This window comes from Catellatospora paridis (assembly GCF_009720365.1).
Classification (GTDB): domain Bacteria; phylum Actinomycetota; class Actinomycetes; order Mycobacteriales; family Micromonosporaceae; genus Catellatospora; species Catellatospora paridis.
Genome location: NZ_WBZD01000044.1, coordinates 99,746 through 118,011 on the forward strand (window position 1 = coordinate 99,746; position 18,266 = coordinate 118,011).

The 18,266-nt window shown below is 72.7% G+C and carries 14 protein-coding genes and 1 pseudogene; 11 read left to right on the top strand and 4 right to left on the bottom strand.

All coding sequences use genetic code 11. The features are described 5' to 3' along the window. Positions 1-97: 97 nt before the first annotated feature. The 3 genes from F9C41_RS39100 to F9C41_RS39110 are packed head-to-tail and all read right to left on the bottom strand — an operon-like array spanning position 98 to position 2,811. Positions 98-652, bottom strand: coding sequence for a hypothetical protein (locus tag F9C41_RS39100; RefSeq protein WP_230690357.1), 555 nt, complete (start codon positions 650-652; stop codon positions 98-100). A gap of 17 nt (positions 653-669) precedes the next feature. After that, positions 670-1,692, bottom strand: coding sequence for a tRNA (adenine-N1)-methyltransferase (locus tag F9C41_RS39105; protein WP_155391890.1), 1,023 nt, complete (start codon positions 1,690-1,692; stop codon positions 670-672). Positions 1,693-1,716: 24 nt separating this feature from the next. Next, on the bottom strand, positions 1,717-2,811 hold the full coding sequence (locus F9C41_RS39110; RefSeq protein WP_230690359.1) for a M50 family metallopeptidase: 1,095 nt from the start codon (positions 2,809-2,811) through the stop codon (positions 1,717-1,719). Between the two features lie 144 nt (positions 2,812-2,955). Between F9C41_RS39110 and F9C41_RS39115 the strand changes: the two genes are divergently transcribed. The 10 genes and pseudogenes from F9C41_RS39115 (at position 2,956) to F9C41_RS39160 (ending at position 16,549) form a co-directional block, all read left to right on the top strand. Then, a complete protein-coding gene (locus F9C41_RS39115) occupies positions 2,956-3,840 on the top strand; it encodes a RecB family exonuclease (protein WP_155391891.1) in 885 nt (294 codons plus the stop codon). Positions 3,841-3,862: 22 nt separating this feature from the next. After that, complete coding sequence (locus F9C41_RS39120; RefSeq protein ID WP_230690351.1) at positions 3,863-5,164, top strand: sensor histidine kinase; 1,302 nt, start codon at positions 3,863-3,865, stop codon at positions 5,162-5,164. Between the two features lie 10 nt (positions 5,165-5,174). Beyond that, on the top strand, positions 5,175-5,849 hold the full coding sequence (locus F9C41_RS39125) for a response regulator (RefSeq protein WP_230690352.1): 675 nt from the start codon (positions 5,175-5,177) through the stop codon (positions 5,847-5,849). Between the two features lie 74 nt (positions 5,850-5,923). Next, positions 5,924-6,679 (top strand): annotated as a pseudogene (locus F9C41_RS39130) (ABC transporter ATP-binding protein); the annotation flags it as partial. 92 nt (positions 6,680-6,771) lie between these two features. Then, positions 6,772-9,324 (top strand): ABC transporter permease, encoded by a 2,553-nt coding sequence (locus tag F9C41_RS39135; RefSeq protein WP_155391893.1) that lies wholly within the window; start codon positions 6,772-6,774, stop codon positions 9,322-9,324. A 198-nt stretch (positions 9,325-9,522) separates the two neighbouring features. After that, entirely contained in the window at positions 9,523-10,311 is a 789-nt protein-coding gene (locus F9C41_RS39140) for an ABC transporter ATP-binding protein (protein WP_155391894.1), read from the top strand. Beyond that, positions 10,311-12,854 (top strand): ABC transporter permease, encoded by a 2,544-nt coding sequence (locus tag F9C41_RS39145; protein ID WP_155391895.1) that lies wholly within the window; start codon positions 10,311-10,313, stop codon positions 12,852-12,854. Before F9C41_RS39140 ends, F9C41_RS39145 begins: the two co-directional genes overlap by 1 nt. Before the next feature lie 186 nt (positions 12,855-13,040). Further along, entirely contained in the window at positions 13,041-13,607 is a 567-nt protein-coding gene (locus F9C41_RS39150) for a helix-turn-helix domain-containing protein (protein WP_155391896.1), read from the top strand. Next, positions 13,604-14,899 carry an MFS transporter gene (locus F9C41_RS39155; protein WP_155391897.1) on the top strand — a complete coding sequence of 432 codons (1,296 nt, stop codon included), beginning with the start codon at positions 13,604-13,606 and terminating at the stop codon, positions 14,897-14,899. Before F9C41_RS39150 ends, F9C41_RS39155 begins: the two co-directional genes overlap by 4 nt. A gap of 54 nt (positions 14,900-14,953) precedes the next feature. After that, the gene (locus F9C41_RS39160; RefSeq protein ID WP_155391898.1) at positions 14,954-16,549 is read left to right on the top strand and encodes an FAD-dependent monooxygenase; all 1,596 of its coding nucleotides are present in this window, start codon (positions 14,954-14,956) and stop codon (positions 16,547-16,549) included. Positions 16,550-16,569: 20 nt separating this feature from the next. On the opposite strand, the gene F9C41_RS39165 is transcribed toward F9C41_RS39160, so the two are convergent. Further along, positions 16,570-17,544 (bottom strand): ABC transporter ATP-binding protein, encoded by a 975-nt coding sequence (locus tag F9C41_RS39165; RefSeq protein WP_155391899.1) that lies wholly within the window; start codon positions 17,542-17,544, stop codon positions 16,570-16,572. A gap of 2 nt (positions 17,545-17,546) precedes the next feature. Between F9C41_RS39165 and F9C41_RS39170 the strand changes: the two genes are divergently transcribed. Then, a complete protein-coding gene (locus F9C41_RS39170; RefSeq protein ID WP_155391900.1) occupies positions 17,547-18,260 on the top strand; it encodes an ABC transporter permease in 714 nt (237 codons plus the stop codon). Positions 18,261-18,266 lie beyond the last annotated feature (6 nt).

Consider the following 18,266-nt stretch of genomic DNA (forward strand, 5'->3'; position numbering starts at 1 on the left):
CGTTTCGTGTCGGAAAGTACGGTCTGACCGCACTTTCCGACACGAACCAGCGATCTCCACCCGGCGGCGGGTCAGCGGCCTGGCGGCGCGGCGGCCGTCAGAGCATCGGGCGGCCGGCGAGGGATGCGACCAGCTGGGCGAACTCCTCCAGCCGGGCGATCTGGCCGGAGCCGCCGTCTTCGAGGGTCTTGCCGAAGCGGAGCGCGTCCTGGCGGACCACGTGCTGCGGGTCGTCCAGCGGATGGCCGTTGCTGGACTCGTCCAGCGAGCTGAGCAGCAGGTACACGTCGACGCTGTCAACGCGCAGGTGGTTGCCGGCGGTGCGGCTGAGGCGCCGGCGGCAGCCGACCTCGGTGATGACCGACAGCGGGACCACCCGCAGCGACGAGATCATCGAGCCGGCGGGCCCGTCCCCGGGGGCCGTGTCCTCGCCGTGCCACAGCAGCAGCCGGGAGCCGTCGCAGACGACGACCTCCTGCCACACGCCGTTGAACTCGTTGACGAATCGCTCCAGCGTGAACCCGAGCACCTGGGTGCCGCGCAGGACGCCCTCCAGGGCGTCCAGCGCGACCTCCGGATCACGCAGGTATGCCCGGGCCGCGCTGTCCAGGTCCGGGTACGGCGACCAGTCGGGGAACACGGCCGAGGGCACGTTCACGGGTGTCTCTCCTACTCCCAGACCTCGTCGGCGACAGCGCCGGCGTCGGGTGTCTCAGCGGGGGCGGCGGCCTTCTTGCGCAGCTCGTACGCCTCGCGGCCCTTGCTCGGCTTGCGGCGGCGCGGCGGCGCGGTGACCCCGGGGGCCAGCTTGCGGGCGCGGACCAGGAACGCGGTGTGCGCGATCATGCGGTGGTCCGGGCGGACGGCCAGGCCGTCGGCGTGCCAGTCGCGCACCAGCGACTCCCAGGCCAGCGGCTCGGTGAAGCCGCGCTCGCGCAGCGCTTCGACCAGCTCGGACAGCTGCGGCGTGGTGGCCACGTAGCCGATGAACACGCCACCGGGCAGCAGGCACCGCTCGACCATGTCGAGGGCCGCCCACGGGGTGAGCATGTCCAGGATGATCCGGTCGAAACCGGTCTCGGTGTTGTCCGCGACGTCGCCGACGTTCAGGTGCCACGACGGCTGCAGCGGGTCGGCGGGCTTGCCGTCGTCCGCCCAGGTGCTGCCGAACCAGTTCTGCACGTTCTTGCGGGCCACCGCGGCGAAGTCGTCACGCAGCTCGTAAGACCACAGCTGCCCCTGCGACCCCACCGCGCGCAGCAGCGAGCAGGACAGCGCGCCCGAGCCGACGCCCGCCTCCAGCACCTTCGCACCGGGGAAGACGTCGCCCATGGCCACGATCTGTGCCGCGTCCTTGGGGTAGATCACCTGCGCGCCGCGCGGCATGGACAGCACGTAGTCGGCCAGCAGCGGGCGCAGCGCCAGGTAGGCGGTGCTGCCCGAGGAGTGCACGACGCTGCCGTCGGGCAGGCCGATGAGGTCGTCGTGGGCGAGGATGCCGCGGTGGGTGTGGAAGGCCTTCCCGGGCTCCAGCACGATGGTGTGCATGCGGTTCTTCGGGTCGGTCAGCTGCACCCGGTCGCCGGCGACGAAGTTGCCGCGTCGCGCGGGCTGAACGTGGGGAGTCGCTTGGGGCGCCGCGAGAGCGGCGGCGCCCCGGGACGAGCCATGTTCATTCGTCGGTTCGGTCATGATCCGTCAGGTTCCTGTCTCACGTCAGTCTGCGGCTTTGAGCGCCGCGGGGTCGAGCACCTGCACCACGTCCATGACGGTGAGCACGCCCAGCACATTCTCCCCGTCGACCACGAGGTAAGGAGTGGCCGGGTCCCCCCGCAAGAGCTTGATCACGTCCGCGCCGCGGGCGCCCGAGGGGATGGTGGCCACCGCGTCGATGGCGCGGGCCAGCGTCTCCACGGTCACCCAGGGCCTGCGCTGCTCCGGCACGGCCGCCGCGCGCTCCGGCACGACCAGGGCGATCAGTCGCCCGTCCGGGTCCGCGACGCCCAGCACCGGGGCGGTGTGCCCGGCCTCGGCCGCGCGCCGGCTCGCCTCGGCCAGCGAGGTGCCGGTCGGCACCGTGAACAGCGGCCGGGCCAGGCGCACCGGGTCGACCAGCGGGTAGCGCGAGCGCACCCGGGCGGTCATCACCGCGCCCGCCGCGCCCTGCCAGATGCTGAACGCGACGAACAGGCCGACCAGCACCCCGGCCAGCTGGTACCAGCCGGTGAAGTAGAGCCACACCGAGATCAGCACGGTGGCCACCGCGACGACCCGGCCCGACCAGCCCGCCACCATCAGGCCCGCGTCCCGGTCGCCCTTGATGCCCCAGACCACGGCTCGCAGCGCCCGGCCGCCGTCCAGCGGCCAGCCTGGCAGCGCGTTGTAGATCGCGACGATGATGTTGCACAGCGCGAGCTGGAAGGCGATCTGGTCGGCGATGGTGCCGTTGGGCAGCAGCAGCGTGGCGATCACCGAGCCGATGCCGAGCAGCGCGGACACGGCGGGCCCGGCCAGCGCGGTGGCCAGCTCGACGCCGGGCCGCGGGGAGTCGTGGTCGAACTCGGTGTAGCCGCCGAGCAGGTCCAGGGTGATGCCCTTGACGCCGATGCCGTAGTGGCGGGCCGTCAGCGCGTGGCCGAGTTCGTGTAACAACACCGACAGCAGCAGGCAGGCCACGAAGCCGAGCCCGGCCAGGTAACGCGCCGCGCCTTCCAGGTGGAGCGTCTCGCCGAGACGGTCGGCGTACCAGACGGTGATCAGCACCGACATGATCACCCAGGAGACGCTCAGACGCAGCGGAAAGCCGAGGATGCGGCCGACCTGGAAGCCGGATTTCCGCTCGCCACGCGAAGCGGACTTGGGTGTCGAATCGCTCACGACGTCGTCTCCATCGTGACCATGCTATGTCGTGCGGCGAGCTCGGCCCCGTCGTACCGCTCCCCTAACCTGTGGGTCATGACCGAGCAGGCACGTCTCCCCCTCCCCTCGCTGTCGCCGTCCCGTGCGGCCGACTTCAAGACCTGTCCCCTGCTCTACCGGTTCCGCAGCATCGACCGCATTCCCGAGCAGCCGACCCCCGAGCAGGTGCGCGGCACGCTGGTGCACGCGGTGCTGGAGAAGCTGTTCGACTCCCCCGCGGCCCAGCGCACCCGGCCGGTCGCCGAGGAGATGGTCACGCCGCAGTGGGAGCGGCTGGTCGAGGAGCAGCCAGAGCTGGCGACCCTGTTCGACGCCGAGGAGTCGATGAGCCGCGAGGAGTTCCTGTCCTCGGCCACCGACCTGCTCGGCGGCTACTTCGCGGTGGAGGACCCGCGGCGGCTGGAGCCGGCCGAGCGCGAGCAGCTCATCGAGGCCGTGCTCGGCGCCGAGGGCGAGCAGCAGCTGCTGATCCGCGGTTACATCGACCGGCTCGACGTGTCCCCGGACGGCGCGATCCGGGTGGTCGACTACAAGACCGGCGGCGCGCCGCGCGAGGCGTTCGAGGCGCGGGCGCTGTTCCAGCTGAAGTTCTACGCGCTGGTGCTGTGGCGCACCCGGGGCGTGGTGCCGCGGGTGCTGCGGCTGCTCTACCTCAAGGACGCCGAGGTGTGCGACTACACCCCGGACGCCGAGGAGCTGACCCGGTTCGAGAAGACGCTGTTCGCGCTGTGGAAGGCGATCGAGACCGCGACCACCGCGCAGGACTTCCGGCCCAAGCCCAGCAAGCTGTGCGCGTGGTGCAGCCACCAGCAGCGCTGCCCGGAGTTCGGGGGCACCATGCCGCCGTTCCCGCAACAGGTGACGGTGCAGACGGTCGACAGCCGGCAGGCCCGGCTGGCCGCGGCCCAGCCCGAGGCGTGACCCGACCAGGTAGCCTGCCCGCGTGCCCCTGACCCCGCTGACGCAGCGCCTGAGCTGGTGGAAGCCTGCCTGGTGGACGCCGCTGCGCGCGGACGCGGCGCTGGCCGCCGGGCTGTTCGGGGTGCAGGTGCTGCTGGCGTACGCCCAGCCGGGCTGGCGGATGCGGACCGACCTGACCACGGTGCTGTGGAGCGCGGTCACCCTGCTGCCGGTGGTGATCCGCCGCACCCACCTGTGGCTCGCGATCGGCGCGACCGCGGCGTTCACCGCGGTCGGCCTGCTGTGGCCGGACTCGCTGCTGGGCGGGCAGGGCGTCGCGCTGTGGGTGCTGGCCTACACCGCGGCGGCGCACCAGCGCTGGTGGCGGGCCCTGCTCGGCACCGCGGCGCTGTGGCTGGTCAACGACCTGATCTGGGTCTGGGCGTACCAGCACGACTTCATGGTCGCCGCCGACGGCACCAAACTGATCTCGATGTCCGCGGGCATCGTCATCAACCTCGTGGTGATGGTGATCACCTTCCTGATCGGGCGCACCGTGCGGGCACACCGGGAGGCGTCGGCGGCGCTGGCCGAACGGGCCCTGGCCGCCGAGGGCAGCCGGCAGGCGCACGCCGAGCAGGCGGTCGCCGAGGAGCGCCGGCGGATCGCCCGGGAGCTGCACGACGTGGTGGCCCACCACGTCAGCGTGATCGGCGTGATGTCCACCGGCGCGCGGCGCATGCTGCACCGCGACCCGGCCGCCGCCGACGAGGCCCTGGCGACCATCGAGCAGACCAGCCGCACCACCCTGCGCGAGCTGCGCCGGCTGCTGTTCGTGCTGCGCTCCGAGGGCGCCCGGGACGACGACGCCGACCGCAGCCCGCAACCGGGCCTGTCCGCGCTGCGCACGCTGGTCGAGCAGGTCTGCGAGGCGGGGCTGTCCACCTCGCTGCGGGTCGACGGCGAGCTGGGCGAGGTCGACCCGGGCGTGGCGCTGACGGCGTACCGGATCGTGCAGGAGGCGCTGACCAACGCGCTCAAGCACGCCGGGCCGGCGCGGGCCGAGGTGCGGCTGACCGTCGACGGCCGGCTGCTGACGATCGAGGTGTTCGACACCGGCCGGGGACCGTACGCGCGTACCCTGTCCGCGGACGGGATCACGATCGGCGCGGTCACCGGCCACGGCCTGCTCGGCATGCGCGAGCGCGTCGCGGTGTACGGCGGCACCCTGCGCACCGGGCCCCGGCCCGGCGGCGGGTTCCGGGTGCACGCGCGGATCCCCATCGAACAGGCAGGGGCGGCCGGCGCGGCGGCCCCCGAGGCGGAAGCGGAGGTCGCAGGGTGACGGTGGTGGCGTGGTGAAGCCGATCCGGGTGCTGCTCGCCGACGACCAGCCCCTGCTGCGCAGCGGTTTCCGGATGGTGCTGGGCGCCGAGCCGGATCTGGACATCGTCGGCGAGGCCGCCGACGGCGCGGAGGCCGTGGACCTGGCCCGGCGGCTGCTGCCCGACGTGGTGCTGATGGACGTGCGCATGCCGCGCCGGGACGGGGTGGCCGCCACCCGGGACATCACCGCGGCGAAGCTGCCGGTGCACGTGCTCATCCTGACCACGTTCGACCTGGACGACTACGTGGTCGGCGCGCTGCGCGCCGGGGCCAGCGGCTTCCTGGCCAAGGACGTGCCCGCCGACGAGCTGGTGGCCGCGATCCGCACCGTCGCCGCGGGCGAGGCGGTGGTCGCGCCGCGGATCCTGCGCCGCCTGCTGGACCGCTTCGCCGGGCTGCTGCCCGACCCGGACGCGACCGTGCCGCACTCGCTGAGCACGCTGACCGAGCGCGAGCGCGAGGTGCTGGTGAACGTGGCCCGCGGACTGTCCAATGCGGAGATCGCGCGGGCGCTGACGGTGAGCGAGACCACGGTCAAGACGCACGTCGGGCACATGCTTACCAAGCTGGGATTACGTGACCGGGTGCAGGCCGTGGTGCTGGCCTACGAGACCGGCCTGGTACGACCCGGCTCTACTACCTGAGGAGGAGGCCGCCGCCCGCAAGACCGTCCCGAGGTCTGAGGGAGGGGTGGACAGGCGCTGACAGCCTGTGGGGCATGACTTCTCCGGTAATCGACACACCCGCCGCGGGCGCCGGCGCCGCGGCCCGCGCGGCAGATCTTTGGAAGGTGTACGGCTCGGGCGAGGCGCAGGTGATCGCCCTGCGCGGGGTGAGCGTCGAGCTCGAACGCGGCCGGTTCACCGCCATCATGGGCCCCTCCGGCAGCGGCAAGTCCACCCTGATGCACTGCATGGCGGGCCTGGACTCGGCCACCCGGGGCCACCTCACGATCGGCGACACGGCCCTGAACGGGCTGGGCGACGCGGGCCTGACCCGGCTGCGCCGGGAGAAGGTCGGCTTCATCTTCCAGCAGTTCAACCTGCTGCCGACGCTGACTGCGGAGGAGAACATCCTGCTCCCGCTGGCCATCGCCGGGCGCAAAGCGGACCCGCAGTGGTTCCAGACCGTCATCGACACCGTCGGCCTCGGCGACCGGCTCGGCCACCGCCCCAACCAGCTCTCCGGCGGCCAGCAGCAGCGCGTCGCGTGCGCCCGCGCGCTCGTGTCGCAGCCCGAGGTCATCTTCGCCGACGAGCCGACCGGCAACCTGGACAGCCGGTCCGGTGCGGAGATCCTGAGCTTTTTGCGCCGCAGCGTCACCGAGCACGGCCAGACCATCGTCATGGTCACCCATGACGCGAACGCGGCCAGCTACGCCGACCGGGTCATCTTCCTGGCCGACGGGCAGATCGTCGACGAGCTGCTCGAACCGACCGCCGACGCGGTGCTGGACCGGATCAAGCGCCTGGACGTCATGTCTTCGCCAACGGCTCGTCCCGACGGCCCGCCTGGACAGCGGACCGTCGAGGACTCCCCGTCAGCGACCGCCACGGGGGCCACGGAATGATCAAGGCCAGCCTCCGCGGCCTGCTGCAGCGCAAACTGCGCCTGTCGCTGGCCGTCTTCGCCATCGTGCTGTCGGTGGCGTTCCTGGCCGGCAGCCTGGTGCTGTCGGACACCCTGAACGCGCGGTTCACCGCCCTGTTCAGCACCATCAACCAGAACGTGTCGGTGGTGGTGCAGGCCAAGGACCCGCAAGCGGTCGAGCCTGCCCGGCTGACCGACGCGCAGCTGCGCGCCCTGTCCGAGGTCGACGGCGTCAGGGCGGTCTCGCCGGACGTCAGCGCCCAGGGCGTGATCCCGTTCCGGGCCACCGACGGCGAGCCGGTCAGCGCCGACGCGGCGCTCGGCTTCGGCGTGGACGGCAACGACGACCCGCTGGGCCTGGTCGAGCTGCGCGAGGGCCGCTGGCCGACCGCCGAGGGCGAGGTCGCGATCACCGCGCACACCGCCGAGCTGGCCAAGGTCAAGCGCGGCGAGCAGTTGAAGGTGTACCTGCCGGTGCTCAACGAGCCGCGCACGTTCACCGTGGTCGGCGTGGCCGGCTACTCCGGCGGCCGGGACAGCCTCGCCGGCGAGGTCGTGGTCATGTTCCAGCAGTCGTTCGCGCAGCAGACCTTCTACGGCGCGACCGGCCTCTACGGCGGCGCGTCCTTCGCCGCCGAGGAGGGCGTCAGCGACGACGCGCTCAAGCAGCGGATCGCCGCTCAGCTGCCGGACGGGTTCAAGGCGCTGACCGGGCAGGAGAGCAGCGAGGAGCAGTCGGCGCAGGTCGGCGTGCTGTTCGACGTGTTCAAGTACATCCTGATCGGGTTCGCGGTGGTCGCGGGTGTGGTCGGCATCTTCCTGATCTTCAACACCTTCAACATCATCGTCGCGCAGCGCACCCGGGAGCTGGCGCTGCTGCGTGCGCTGGGCGCCGGGTGGGGTCAGGTCGCCGGCTCGGTGCTGCTGGAGGCGCTGGTGGTCAGCCTGGTCGGCGCGACCGTCGGCCTCGCCGCCGGCATCGGCGTCGCCGCGGCGGGCGAGGCGGCGATCACCAGCGAGGTGGCGCTGCCCAGTGCCGGGCTGGTCGTCGCGCCGCTGACGGTGATCCTGGCGTACCTGCTGGGTGTCGTGGTGACGCTGGTGGCCGCGTTCGTGCCCGCGGTGCGGGCCTCGTCGGTGCCGCCGGTCGCCGCCATGCGCGACGTGGTGCGCCCCGACAAGTCGCTGACCGCACTGTCGATCGTCGGCGCGGTGTTCGCGCTGCCCGGCGTCGGCCTGGTGCTGTTCGGCGCGTTCGCCGACCTGGGCGGCACCGCGTTCCTGGTGCTGCTCGGCGGCGCGGTGCTGGTGTTCATCGGGGCGCTGCTGCTGTCGCCGCTGCTGGCCCGCCCGATCGTGCGAGGGCTGGGCGCGCTGGTCGGCCGGGGCTCCGCGGGCAATCTCGGGGTGCGCAACGCGGCGCGCAACCCGCGCCGCACCGCCGTCACCGCCGCCGCGATCATCATCGGCGTGACCGTGATCGGCATGACCGCGACCGTGGTCCAGTCCTTCAAGACGAGCCTTACGGACATCATGGGCGACAACATCGGCGTGGAGGTGATGATCCAGGCGAGCGTCACCGCCGCGCCCGACGGGCGGCAGGGCTTCAACCCGAAGGCGCTGGAGCAGGTGCGCGCCATTCCAGGCGTAAAGGAGGCCGCGGCCTGGCACTTCGACGCGCTGGGGGTCAGCGTGGCGGGGCAGCCGCAGGCGTTCGGCATCTTCGCCACCGACGTCGGCCAGGCCGCGCGCATGTTCCCGATCGACGCGACCGACGGCACGATCCGCACCCTGGCCGCGCAGGAGCTGGTGCTCGACGACAACATCGCCGAGACGCTCAAGCTCAAGGCGGGCGACCGGACCCCGGTGGTGATCGGCGGGGTGACCCGCGACTACACGGTGGTCGGCGTGTACCGGGCGACCCCGCTCATCCAGGGCATCCTGGTCGGCGAGCCCGCGGTCGCGGACTTCCCCGGGCCGCTGGCGTTCCAGGGCTTCGTCTCGCTGAACGACGGCGTCGACGCGGCCCCGGTGGTCACGCAGATCGAGACGATCATGAAGGACTACCCGGGCGTGCAGGTCGGCGACCGGCAGTCCTACGTCGACCAGGCCACCGCCAGCTACGACTTCCTGCTGATCGCGGTGCAGATCCTGCTGCTGGTGGCCCTGGTCATCGCGCTGCTGGGCATCCTGAACACGCTGGTGCTCAGCATCGTCGAGCGCACCCGCGAGCTGGGCCTGGTCCGCGCGGTCGGGCTGAGCCGCGGCGGCCTGGTCTGGATGGTCACCGTCGAGTCGGTGCTGATCACCGTGTTCGGTGTCTTCCTCGGGTTGGCTCTCGGGGTCGGTCTAGGGGCCGCGTTCACCAAGGCGCTGATGACGCTGGAGTTCGCGACGGTGATCGCGATCCCGTGGCTGGAACTGGCGCAGTACCTCCTGGCCGCGGTCGTGGCCGGGGTGCTGGCGGCGGTCATCCCCGCGCGGATGGCGGCCCGCCTCAACGTGCTGGACGCCATCTCCTACGAGTGAGCCGCCCGCCCGGGTCAGGGTCGCCCCTGACCCGGGCGTGGGGCCTTCCCCGCGTGCGGAAGCCCGGGGAGGCTCACCCCGCGGGCCGAGGTCCGCGGGCGTTTCCCCGCCGACGATGAGTACACCGGCCGGTCGCGTGCCCCGCCTTGGCAACGCGGCCGGCCGGTCCATGTCGCCGACCGGCCGAGGGAAGAACTCATGACAACAGCAGCCCCGCCCCTGATCCGCCAGCGCGCGGAGACCTCCGCCGCCCGCGCATCCCAGGTGTGGAAGGTGTACGGCACCGGCGAGGCCCAGGTCGTCGCCCTGCGCGGGGTCGACGTCGAGCTCGAACGCGGCCGCTTCACCGCCATCATGGGCCCGTCCGGCTCCGGCAAGTCCACCCTCATGCACTGCCTGGCGGGCCTGGACTCGGTCAGCCGCGGCCAGGTGTTCGTCGGCGACACCGAGGTCACCGGCCTCAACGACGCCGGGCTGACCCGGCTGCGCCGCGAGAAGATCGGCTTCATCTTCCAGCAGTTCAACCTGCTGCCGACGCTGACCGCGCAGGAGAACATCCTGCTCCCGCTGGCCATCGCCGGGCGCAAGCCGGACCAGCAGTGGTTCCAGACCGTCATCGACACCGTCGGCCTCGGCGACCGGCTCGGCCACCGCCCCAACCAGCTCTCCGGCGGCCAGCAGCAGCGCGTCGCCTGCGCCCGCGCTCTCGTCTCCCGGCCGGAGGTCGTCTTCGCCGACGAGCCGACCGGCAACCTGGACAGCCGTTCGGGCGCCGAGGTGCTCGGCTTCCTGCGCCGCAGCGTCACCGAGTACGGCCAGACCATCGTCATGGTCACCCACGACGCCGTGGCCGCCTCGTACGCCGACCGGGTCATCTTCCTCGCCGACGGCCAGATCGTCGCCGAGCTGACCGGCCCGACCCCGGAGCGTGTGCTGGACACCCTCAAGAGCCTGGACCGCACCGCGCAGCCGGGGACCGAACTCTGATGCTGCGCGCCACCCTGAAGAGCCTGCTCGCCCGCAAGCTGCGCCTGGTCCTGTCGGGCCTGGCCGTGCTGCTGGGCGTGATGTTCGTGTCCGGCTCGTTCGTGCTGACCGACGCGCTGGGCCGCTCGTTCGACAACATGTTCTCCTCCGCGATGGCCGAGACCGATGTGCTGGTCACGGCCCGGCCGGCCATCGACGTGTCCGAACTGGAGGGCGAGTCGGTGCCCGGCATGCTCGCCGCCGCCGACCGCGACGCGGTGGCCGCCGTGCCCGGCGTCGCCGAAGTCGTCGGCGTGGTGCAGGCCGACGGCGCCCGCGTCATCGGCACGGACGGCAAGGTCGTCGCCTCGTTCGGGCCGCCCCGCTTCGGCGCGAACTGGACCGGCGAGACCGGCGGCCTGGAGCTGCGCGAGGGCCGCGGCCCGACCTCCGCCGACGAGATCGCCGTCAACGTGACCCTGGCCGAGCTGAGCAAGCTCAAGGTCGGCGACCGGGTCGGCGTGCTGACCACCCAGCCCAAGAAGCTGTTCACGCTGGTCGGTGTCTTCGGCTACGAGGGCGGGCTGCCCGGCCAAGGGCCCGTGCACGAGGTCCGGTTCACCGAGCCGGTGGCCCAGGAGCTGATGCTGGGCGCGCCGGGCGCGTACACCAGTCTCAGCGTGACCGCCGCGCCCGGCACCGACCCCGCCGCCCTGCGCGATGCGATCAAGTCGCGGCTCGGCGACAAGTACGTCGTGCAGACCGGGCAGGAGGCCGCCGCGGCCATCGCCGGCGACTTCAAGACGATCCTGTCGCTGTTCAACAACATCCTGCTGGGCTTCGCCGGAGTGGCGCTGTTCGTCGGCACCTTCCTCATCCTCAACACGTTCTCGATCATCGTGGCGCAGCGGACCCGGGAACTCGCGCTCAGCCGGGCGCTGGGTGCGAGCCGCCGCCAGGTCATCGGCTCGGTCATGGTCGAAGCCCTGGCCATCGGACTGCTCGCCTCGGTGCTGGGCCTGGCCGCGGGCGTCGGCGTCGGCGCGCTGCTGGCAAAGCTCGCCGCCGACTTCAGCAGCCTCGTGCTAGCCTCGATCAGCCTGCCGCTCGCCGCGGTGATCAGCGCGTTCGCGGTCGGCATCGGCGTCACGGTGATCGCCGCGCTGCTGCCCGCGCTGCGCGCCTCCCGGGTGCCCCCGGTCGCCGCGCTGCAGGAGGTCGCCACCCCGGACCGCCCGCTGACCAGGCTGACGGTCAGCGGCGCCTCGATCGGCGCGCTGGGCGCGGGCGCGATCGCGTTCGGGCTCGCCACCAGCGGCGACGCGGTGATGTGGCTGCTACTGGGCGGGGTGCTCGCCACCTTCATCGGGGTGTCGCTGCTCAGCCCGGTGCTGGCCCGCCCGGTGGTGTCGGTGCTGGGCAGGCTGTTCTCGTGGTCGGTGCCGGGACGACTGGGCCGGCTCAACTCCGGCCGCAACCCGCGCCGCACCGCGATCACCGCGGCCGCGCTGATGGTCGGCGTGGCCCTGATCACCGGCGTGAACACCACGATCTCCTCGGCCGACCGCAGCCTGCGCGGAGACGCCGAGACCGGCTTCCAGGCCGACCTGATCATCTCGGGTCAGGAGTCGCCGGGGGTGCTGCCGACGTTCGACGAGGCGCTGCTGCCGCGGATGCGGGCGGTGCCCGGCATCGGCACGGTCACCGCCGAGTACAACGACCAGGCCCTGATCAACGAGGAGCCGAGCTGGGCGGCCGCGGTGACCGACCTGCCCGCCGTCGTGCGGGACCTGTCCCTGGTGGCGGTCGCGGGCTCGCTGGCCCAGCCGGGTCCGGGCGAGGTGGTCGTCGACGACCAGAACGCGACCGAGGCCGGGTTGACGGTCGGCAGCACGGTGACCGTGAAGCTGCCCAAGGGCGAGCCGGCGTCCTACCGGATCAGCGGCGTCTACCAGCGGGCGCCGTTCTACGGCGGCTACATCTTCGGCACCGACGTGGTGCCGGGGATGCGCTTCCCGCAGCCGTCGTTCGCCTACGTGCGGCTCGCGGACGGCGCGGACGACGCGGCGGCCCGCAAGGGTCTGGAGGCGCTGCTGGTCGACAGCCCGGAGATGCTGGTCGAGGACAAGCAGCAGTATCTGGACCGGGAGCTGGGCGAGGGCGCGCAGCTGCTCCTCATGATTCAGATCCTGCTGGGCCTGGCCATCGTCATCGCGGTGCTGGGCGTCATCAACACCCTTGCGTTGTCGGTGCTGGAGCGCACCCGTGAGCTGGGCCTGCTGCGGGCCATCGGGCTGAGCCGGGCGGCGACCATGCGCATGATCACCGTCGAGGCCGTGGTGATCACGGTGTTCGGCGTGCTGCTCGGCGTGGCCGTCGGCATCGGACTCGGCGCGGCCGTCGTCCAGGGCCTGGCCGACGAGGGCCTGAGCACCCTCTCCATCCCCTGGCCCGCCATCGGCCTCTACCTGGCCGCCGGCGCCGCCCTCGGCGTCCTCGCCGCCGTCCTCCCCGCCATCCGCGCCGCCCGCATCAACGTCCTAACCGCCATCGCCCACGAGTAACCAACCCCCGGGGGGATGAAAGGAAGGGCACCTTCACATCGCTATGCGATGTAGAAGGTGCCCTTCTCAACGTTCCCCCGGCGATCCCCCGCTGAGCCGAGCTGGGCGGTCGGCTCGCGCCCAGGCGTCGCGAGCGCGGGAGAACACCGATTGCCAAGATGTCTTTGCAAAGATATCTTGGCGGTCATGGCCGCCGAACGCGTCACCCTCGATCCGCGAACCCTGCGCGGGCTCGCCCACCCCCTGCGCGTGCGCCTGCTGGGGCTGCTGCGCGAGCGTGGTCCCTCCACCGCCACCCTGCTCGCCGCCCAGCTCGGCCAGTCCAGCGCCGCCACCAGCTACCACCTGCGCCAGCTGGCCCTCTACGGCTTCGTGATCGACGAACCGGCCCGCGGCAACAACCGCGAACGCTGGTGGCGGGCGGCGCACCGCGGCACCACCGTGGACCACGTCGAGCCCGAGTCCTTCGGCGACTTCGAGGCCTACCTGCGCGCCGTCGCCGCCCAGTACGCCGCCCGCGTCGACCGCGCACTCGACGAGTACGCCACCCGCCCCCCGCAGTGGCAGCGCGTCGGCACCATCAGCGACTGGACCGGCCAGCTCACCCCCGACGAGACCAAAGAGCTGCAGGCCGACCTGTTCGCGGTGTTCGAGCGCTACCGCCGCTTCGACCTCGACGCCGAAGCGCCCGAGGGCACCGCCCGCGTCCACGTGCAGTTCCAGGTGCTGCCGTTCCCCGAGGAGTCGGCGTGAAAGGCCTGGTCGGCCTGCTGATCGCGGGCACCGTGTCGAAGGTCGGCAGCGTGCTGACGTTCCTGGCCATCCCGTGGCTGGTGCTGGTCACCACGGGCAGCCCGTCCCGGATGGGCCTGGCGGCGGCGGCCGAGCTGCTGCCGTACGTCCTGATCGGTCCGCTCGGCGCGCCCCTGGTCGACCGGATCGGGCCGCGCCGGGTGTCCATCGTCGCCGACCTGGCCAGCGCCGCCGTGATGGCGGCGGTGGCGTTCGGCCAGCGCGGCGGGTTCGGCGTGCTGCTGGTGCTGCTCGTGCTGGCCGGGGCGCTGCGCGGGCTCGGCGACTGCGCCAAGCGGGTGCTGCTGCCCTCGACGATCGCCGCATCCGGGGTGGACATGACCCGCGCCACCACCGTGTACGACGGCGCGAACCGGCTGGCCGGGCTGCTCGGCGCGGCCCTGGGCGGGGTGCTGATCGCCGCGCTGGGCGCACCGCGCACGGTGCTGCTGGACGGCGTCTCGTTCGTGGTGTGTGCGGTGCTGGTGGCCGCGCTGGTGCCCGCCCGCACCGCGGACAACGCCGCCGACGCCCCGCCGCCGGAGCCGTACCTGGCCGCGCTGCGCGGCGGCGTCGACTTCATCCGTGGCGAACCGCTGATGCTCGGCATCCTGGCCATGCTGTTCGTGACCAACCTGGCCGACCAGGCCAACGCCGCCGTGTTCGTGCCGGTCTGGATCGACGAGGTGCTCGGCTCGCCGGAGGCGCTGGGCTGGGTGAGCGCGGCGTTCGGACTCGGCGCGGTGCTGGGCAACCTGGTCTTCACCGCGCTCGCGCCGCGCGCGCCCCGCTACGCGGTGTTCACCGTCGGGTTCCTGATCGGCGGCTCGCCCCGGCTGGCCGTCATGGCGCTGTCCGACGACCTGACGCCGGTGCTGGTCGCCGCATTCGCCTCCGGGCTGGCGATGGCCGCGGTCAACCCGATCCTCGCCGCGACCATGTTCGAGCGGGTGCCCGCGCACCTGCAGGCCCGGGTGCTCTCCCTGTCCAACGCGATCGGGTTCGCGGGCATCCCGCTGGGCGGCCTGCTCGGCGGCTGGGCGGTGGAGCACATCGGACTGACCCCGGCCCTGCTGGTCTTCGGCGCGTGCTACCTCGGCGCGACACTGCTGCCGGTGATCTCACCCGGCATGTGGCGGCAGCTGGACCGCCTCCCGGCAGCCCCACCTGCGCCCCATCCACGCGATGGGCGACCTGCCGGCTCCGTGGCCCCCGCCGGCGCGGTCGCGACGGCACCTGTCAACCAAGGTTGACGTCCTTCGCGGTTGTCAACTAAGGTTGACACCAGCGATCGAGGGAGGCCGGCGATGGACGCCGACGTGGTGATCTCCGGTGGCGGCCCCACCGGCCTGCTGCTCGCCGCCGAGCTGCGCCTGGGCGGGGTGCGGGTGGTGGTGCTGGAACGCCGCGCCGAACCCGACCCGGTGCCTCGCGCCAACGGCCTGGTCGGCCAGGTGGTGACCGTGCTGTACCGGCGCGGGCTCTACCGCGCCCTGGCCCGCCACGACCGCGGCCCCCGGGCCCTGGTCCAGCGCTGGTTCACCGGGGCGCTCGGCGACCGCCCCCGCCCCGTGCGCGGCTTCTCGCACGCCGGGTTCCGGCTCGACCTGCGCCGCCTGCGCGACGCCAACCCGCTGCACGTGCTCGCGGTGCCGCAGCGGCGGATGGAGCAGGTCTTCGAAAGGCACGCCCGCAGGCTCGGCGCGGACGTCCGGCGTGGACACACGTTGGCCGGGCTCGCCCAGGACACCGACGGCGTCACGGTCGAGGTCGACGGCCCGGACGGGCGCTACCGGCTGCGGGCGGCGTACCTGGTCGGCTGCGACGGGTCGCACAGCGCCGTGCGCAAGGCCGCCGGGATCGGCTTCCCCGGCGAGACCAGCCGTGAGGTGGTCATCCGGATGGCGCACGTGGTGCTGCCCCGCGCCGCGCTCACCCCCGCCGGCGCGCTGCGCGCCGCCGACGGCGCCGTGTACCGGCCCTACCAGCTGCACCGTACGGCGCACGGCGCGTTCTCGTTCGCCTCGTTCATCCCCGGCGTGCACGTGCTGAGCACCCACGAGTGGGACGCGCAGGCACCCGGCGAGCAGGTGCCGATGTCCGTCGCCGAGGCCCGGACCAGCCTGTCCCGGGTGGTCGGCGCGGACGTCCCGGTCGCGGAGCCGCCCACCGACGGCAGGCCGTGGATCCTGCGCCGGCTCACCGACCGCAACAACCGGCTGGCCGACCCGTACCGCGCGGGCCGGGTGTTCGTCGTCGGCGACGCCGCGCACGTGTTCGCGGGTTTCGGCGGGTCCAATCTCAACCTCGGCCTGCAGGACGCGGTCAACCTGGCCTGGAAGCTGGCCCTGGTGGCCCGCGGCCGGGCACCGGACGCGCTGCTCGACACCTACCAGTCGGAGCGGATGCCGCAGGCCTGGCAGGCCCTGGACCGCACCCGGGAACAGGCCGAGCTGATGGCCCCCGGCGACGAGGTGACCACCCGCCGGGAGGCGTATGCGGCGCGCCTGCGCGAACCCGGGTTCCTGCGCGAGGTCGCCGACGCCGTCGCGGGCCTGGATCTGCCGTACCCGATGGGCCCGGGTCCTGCCCTGCTCGGCCGGATGTCGCCCGACCTGCGGCTGACGCACGGCGGCCGGCGCATCCGGCTCGCGTCGCTGCAACACGGCGCGCGGCCGCTCCTGCTCGACCTCACCGGCGACCCGGCCTTGGCCGCCGCGGCCGCCCCGTGGCGCGACCGCGTCGACCTGGTGCGGGCGACGCCCCGCGACCCCGGCACTCCCCCGGCCCTGCTGATCCGCCCCGACGGCTACGTCGCCTGGGTCGGCCCCGCCCCGGACGACCCCACCGGACTCCCCGAGGCCCTCACGGCCTGGTTCGGCCCGCCCGTCACCGCATCATGATCGCTCGACAGGCCGGGACGTCAGCGGCGGAGGACGGCGTAGACGTCCTCGGGTGTGAGGATGCCGAGGACGTCGGTCCCGTCGCGGACCTCGACCCAGCCGGTGTCGCCCTCCAGCAGCGCGGCGAGCGCGTCGCGCAGTGAGCCGTCCACCGGCACCGACGGCGCTTCCCGGCCGGCGGACTCGCCGTCGGGCATCGGGCGCAGTCCCTCGCGCGGGATCGGGGTCACCGCCAGCAGCTTGATGCCGCGATCCGCGCCGACGAACTCGGCGACGAACGTGTTCGCCGGCTTCGCCAGCAGCTCCGCCGGTGGCGCGAACTGCTCCAGCCGGCCGCCCTCGGACAGCACCGCGATCCGGTCGCCGAGACGCACCGCCTCGTCGACGTCGTGCGTGACGAAGACGATGGTCTTGCGGACCGTCTGCTGCAGGCGCAGGAACTCGTCCTGCAGCCGCCCGCGCACGATCGGGTCGACGGCCGAGAACGGCTCGTCCATCAGCAGCACCACCGGGTCGGCGGCCAGCGCCCGGGCCACCCCGACGCGCTGGCGCTGCCCACCGGACAGCTCATGCGGGTAGCGGCCGGCGTAGCCGGCCGGATCGAGGCCGACCAGGTCCAGCAGCTCCGCGGTGCGCTCGGCGACCTGGCCCTTGGGCCAGCCGAGCAGCTTCGGCACGGTGCCGACGTTGTCGCGCACGGTCTGGTGCGGGAACAGGCCCACGTTCTGGATGACGTATCCGATGCGCCGGCGCAGCGCGATCGGGTCGACCGCGGTGATCTCGTCGTCGCCGAGCCACATCCGCCCGCCCGACGGCTCGATCAGCCGGTTGACCATCCGCAGGATGGTGGACTTGCCGCAGCCCGACGGCCCGACCAGCACGGTCAGCTCGCCGGCGGGCAGCTCCAGGCTCAGCTCGCGGACCGCGACCGTGCCGCCGTCGTACTGCTTACGTACGCCGTCCAACCTGATCGACACCGCAGCGGTACGGTTCACCTATGCCCTCCAAGGTCAACGACGCCGTGCTCGGCCTGGGCGCACCGGGCGACGATCCGCGCAACCCCTGGTTCTCCTGGAGCTACGTCAGCCAGAACACCGACACCCTGCTCGCCGCGCTACGCGAACACCTCTTCCTGACCTTAGTCGCTGTGGTGCTGGCGACGGTGATCGCGATCCCGCTGGCGATCCTGGCGTACCGCGTCGGCTCGCTGGCCGGGCCGATCCTGGGGTTCACCGGCGTGCTCTACACCATTCCCTCACTGGCGCTGTTCGCGTTCCTCGCCCCGTTCACCGGCATCGTCAAGCCGACCACGGTGCTGATCGGACTGACGATGTACGCGCTGCTGACCATCGTGCGCAATACGCTGACCGCGCTGCGCCAGGTGCCCGCCGACGTGCTCGACAGCGCCCGCGGCATGGGCTACGGCAAGCGGGCCATGCTGTGGCGCATCGAGCTGCCGCTCGCGCTGCCTGGCATCATGACCGGTCTGCGCATCGCCACCGTGTCGACGGTGGCGCTGGTCACGGTCGGCGAGCTCGCCGGCTGGGGCGGCCTCGGCGAGCTGATCATCGGCGGCTTCAACAGCAACTACTACCGTCCGCAGATCATGACGGCGACGCTGCTGTGCGTGGCGCTCGCCCTGGTCCTCGACCTGGTCCTGCTCGCCGTGGGCCGCGTCATCATGCCCTGGACCCGCCGGAGAGCCGCATGAGCGAGC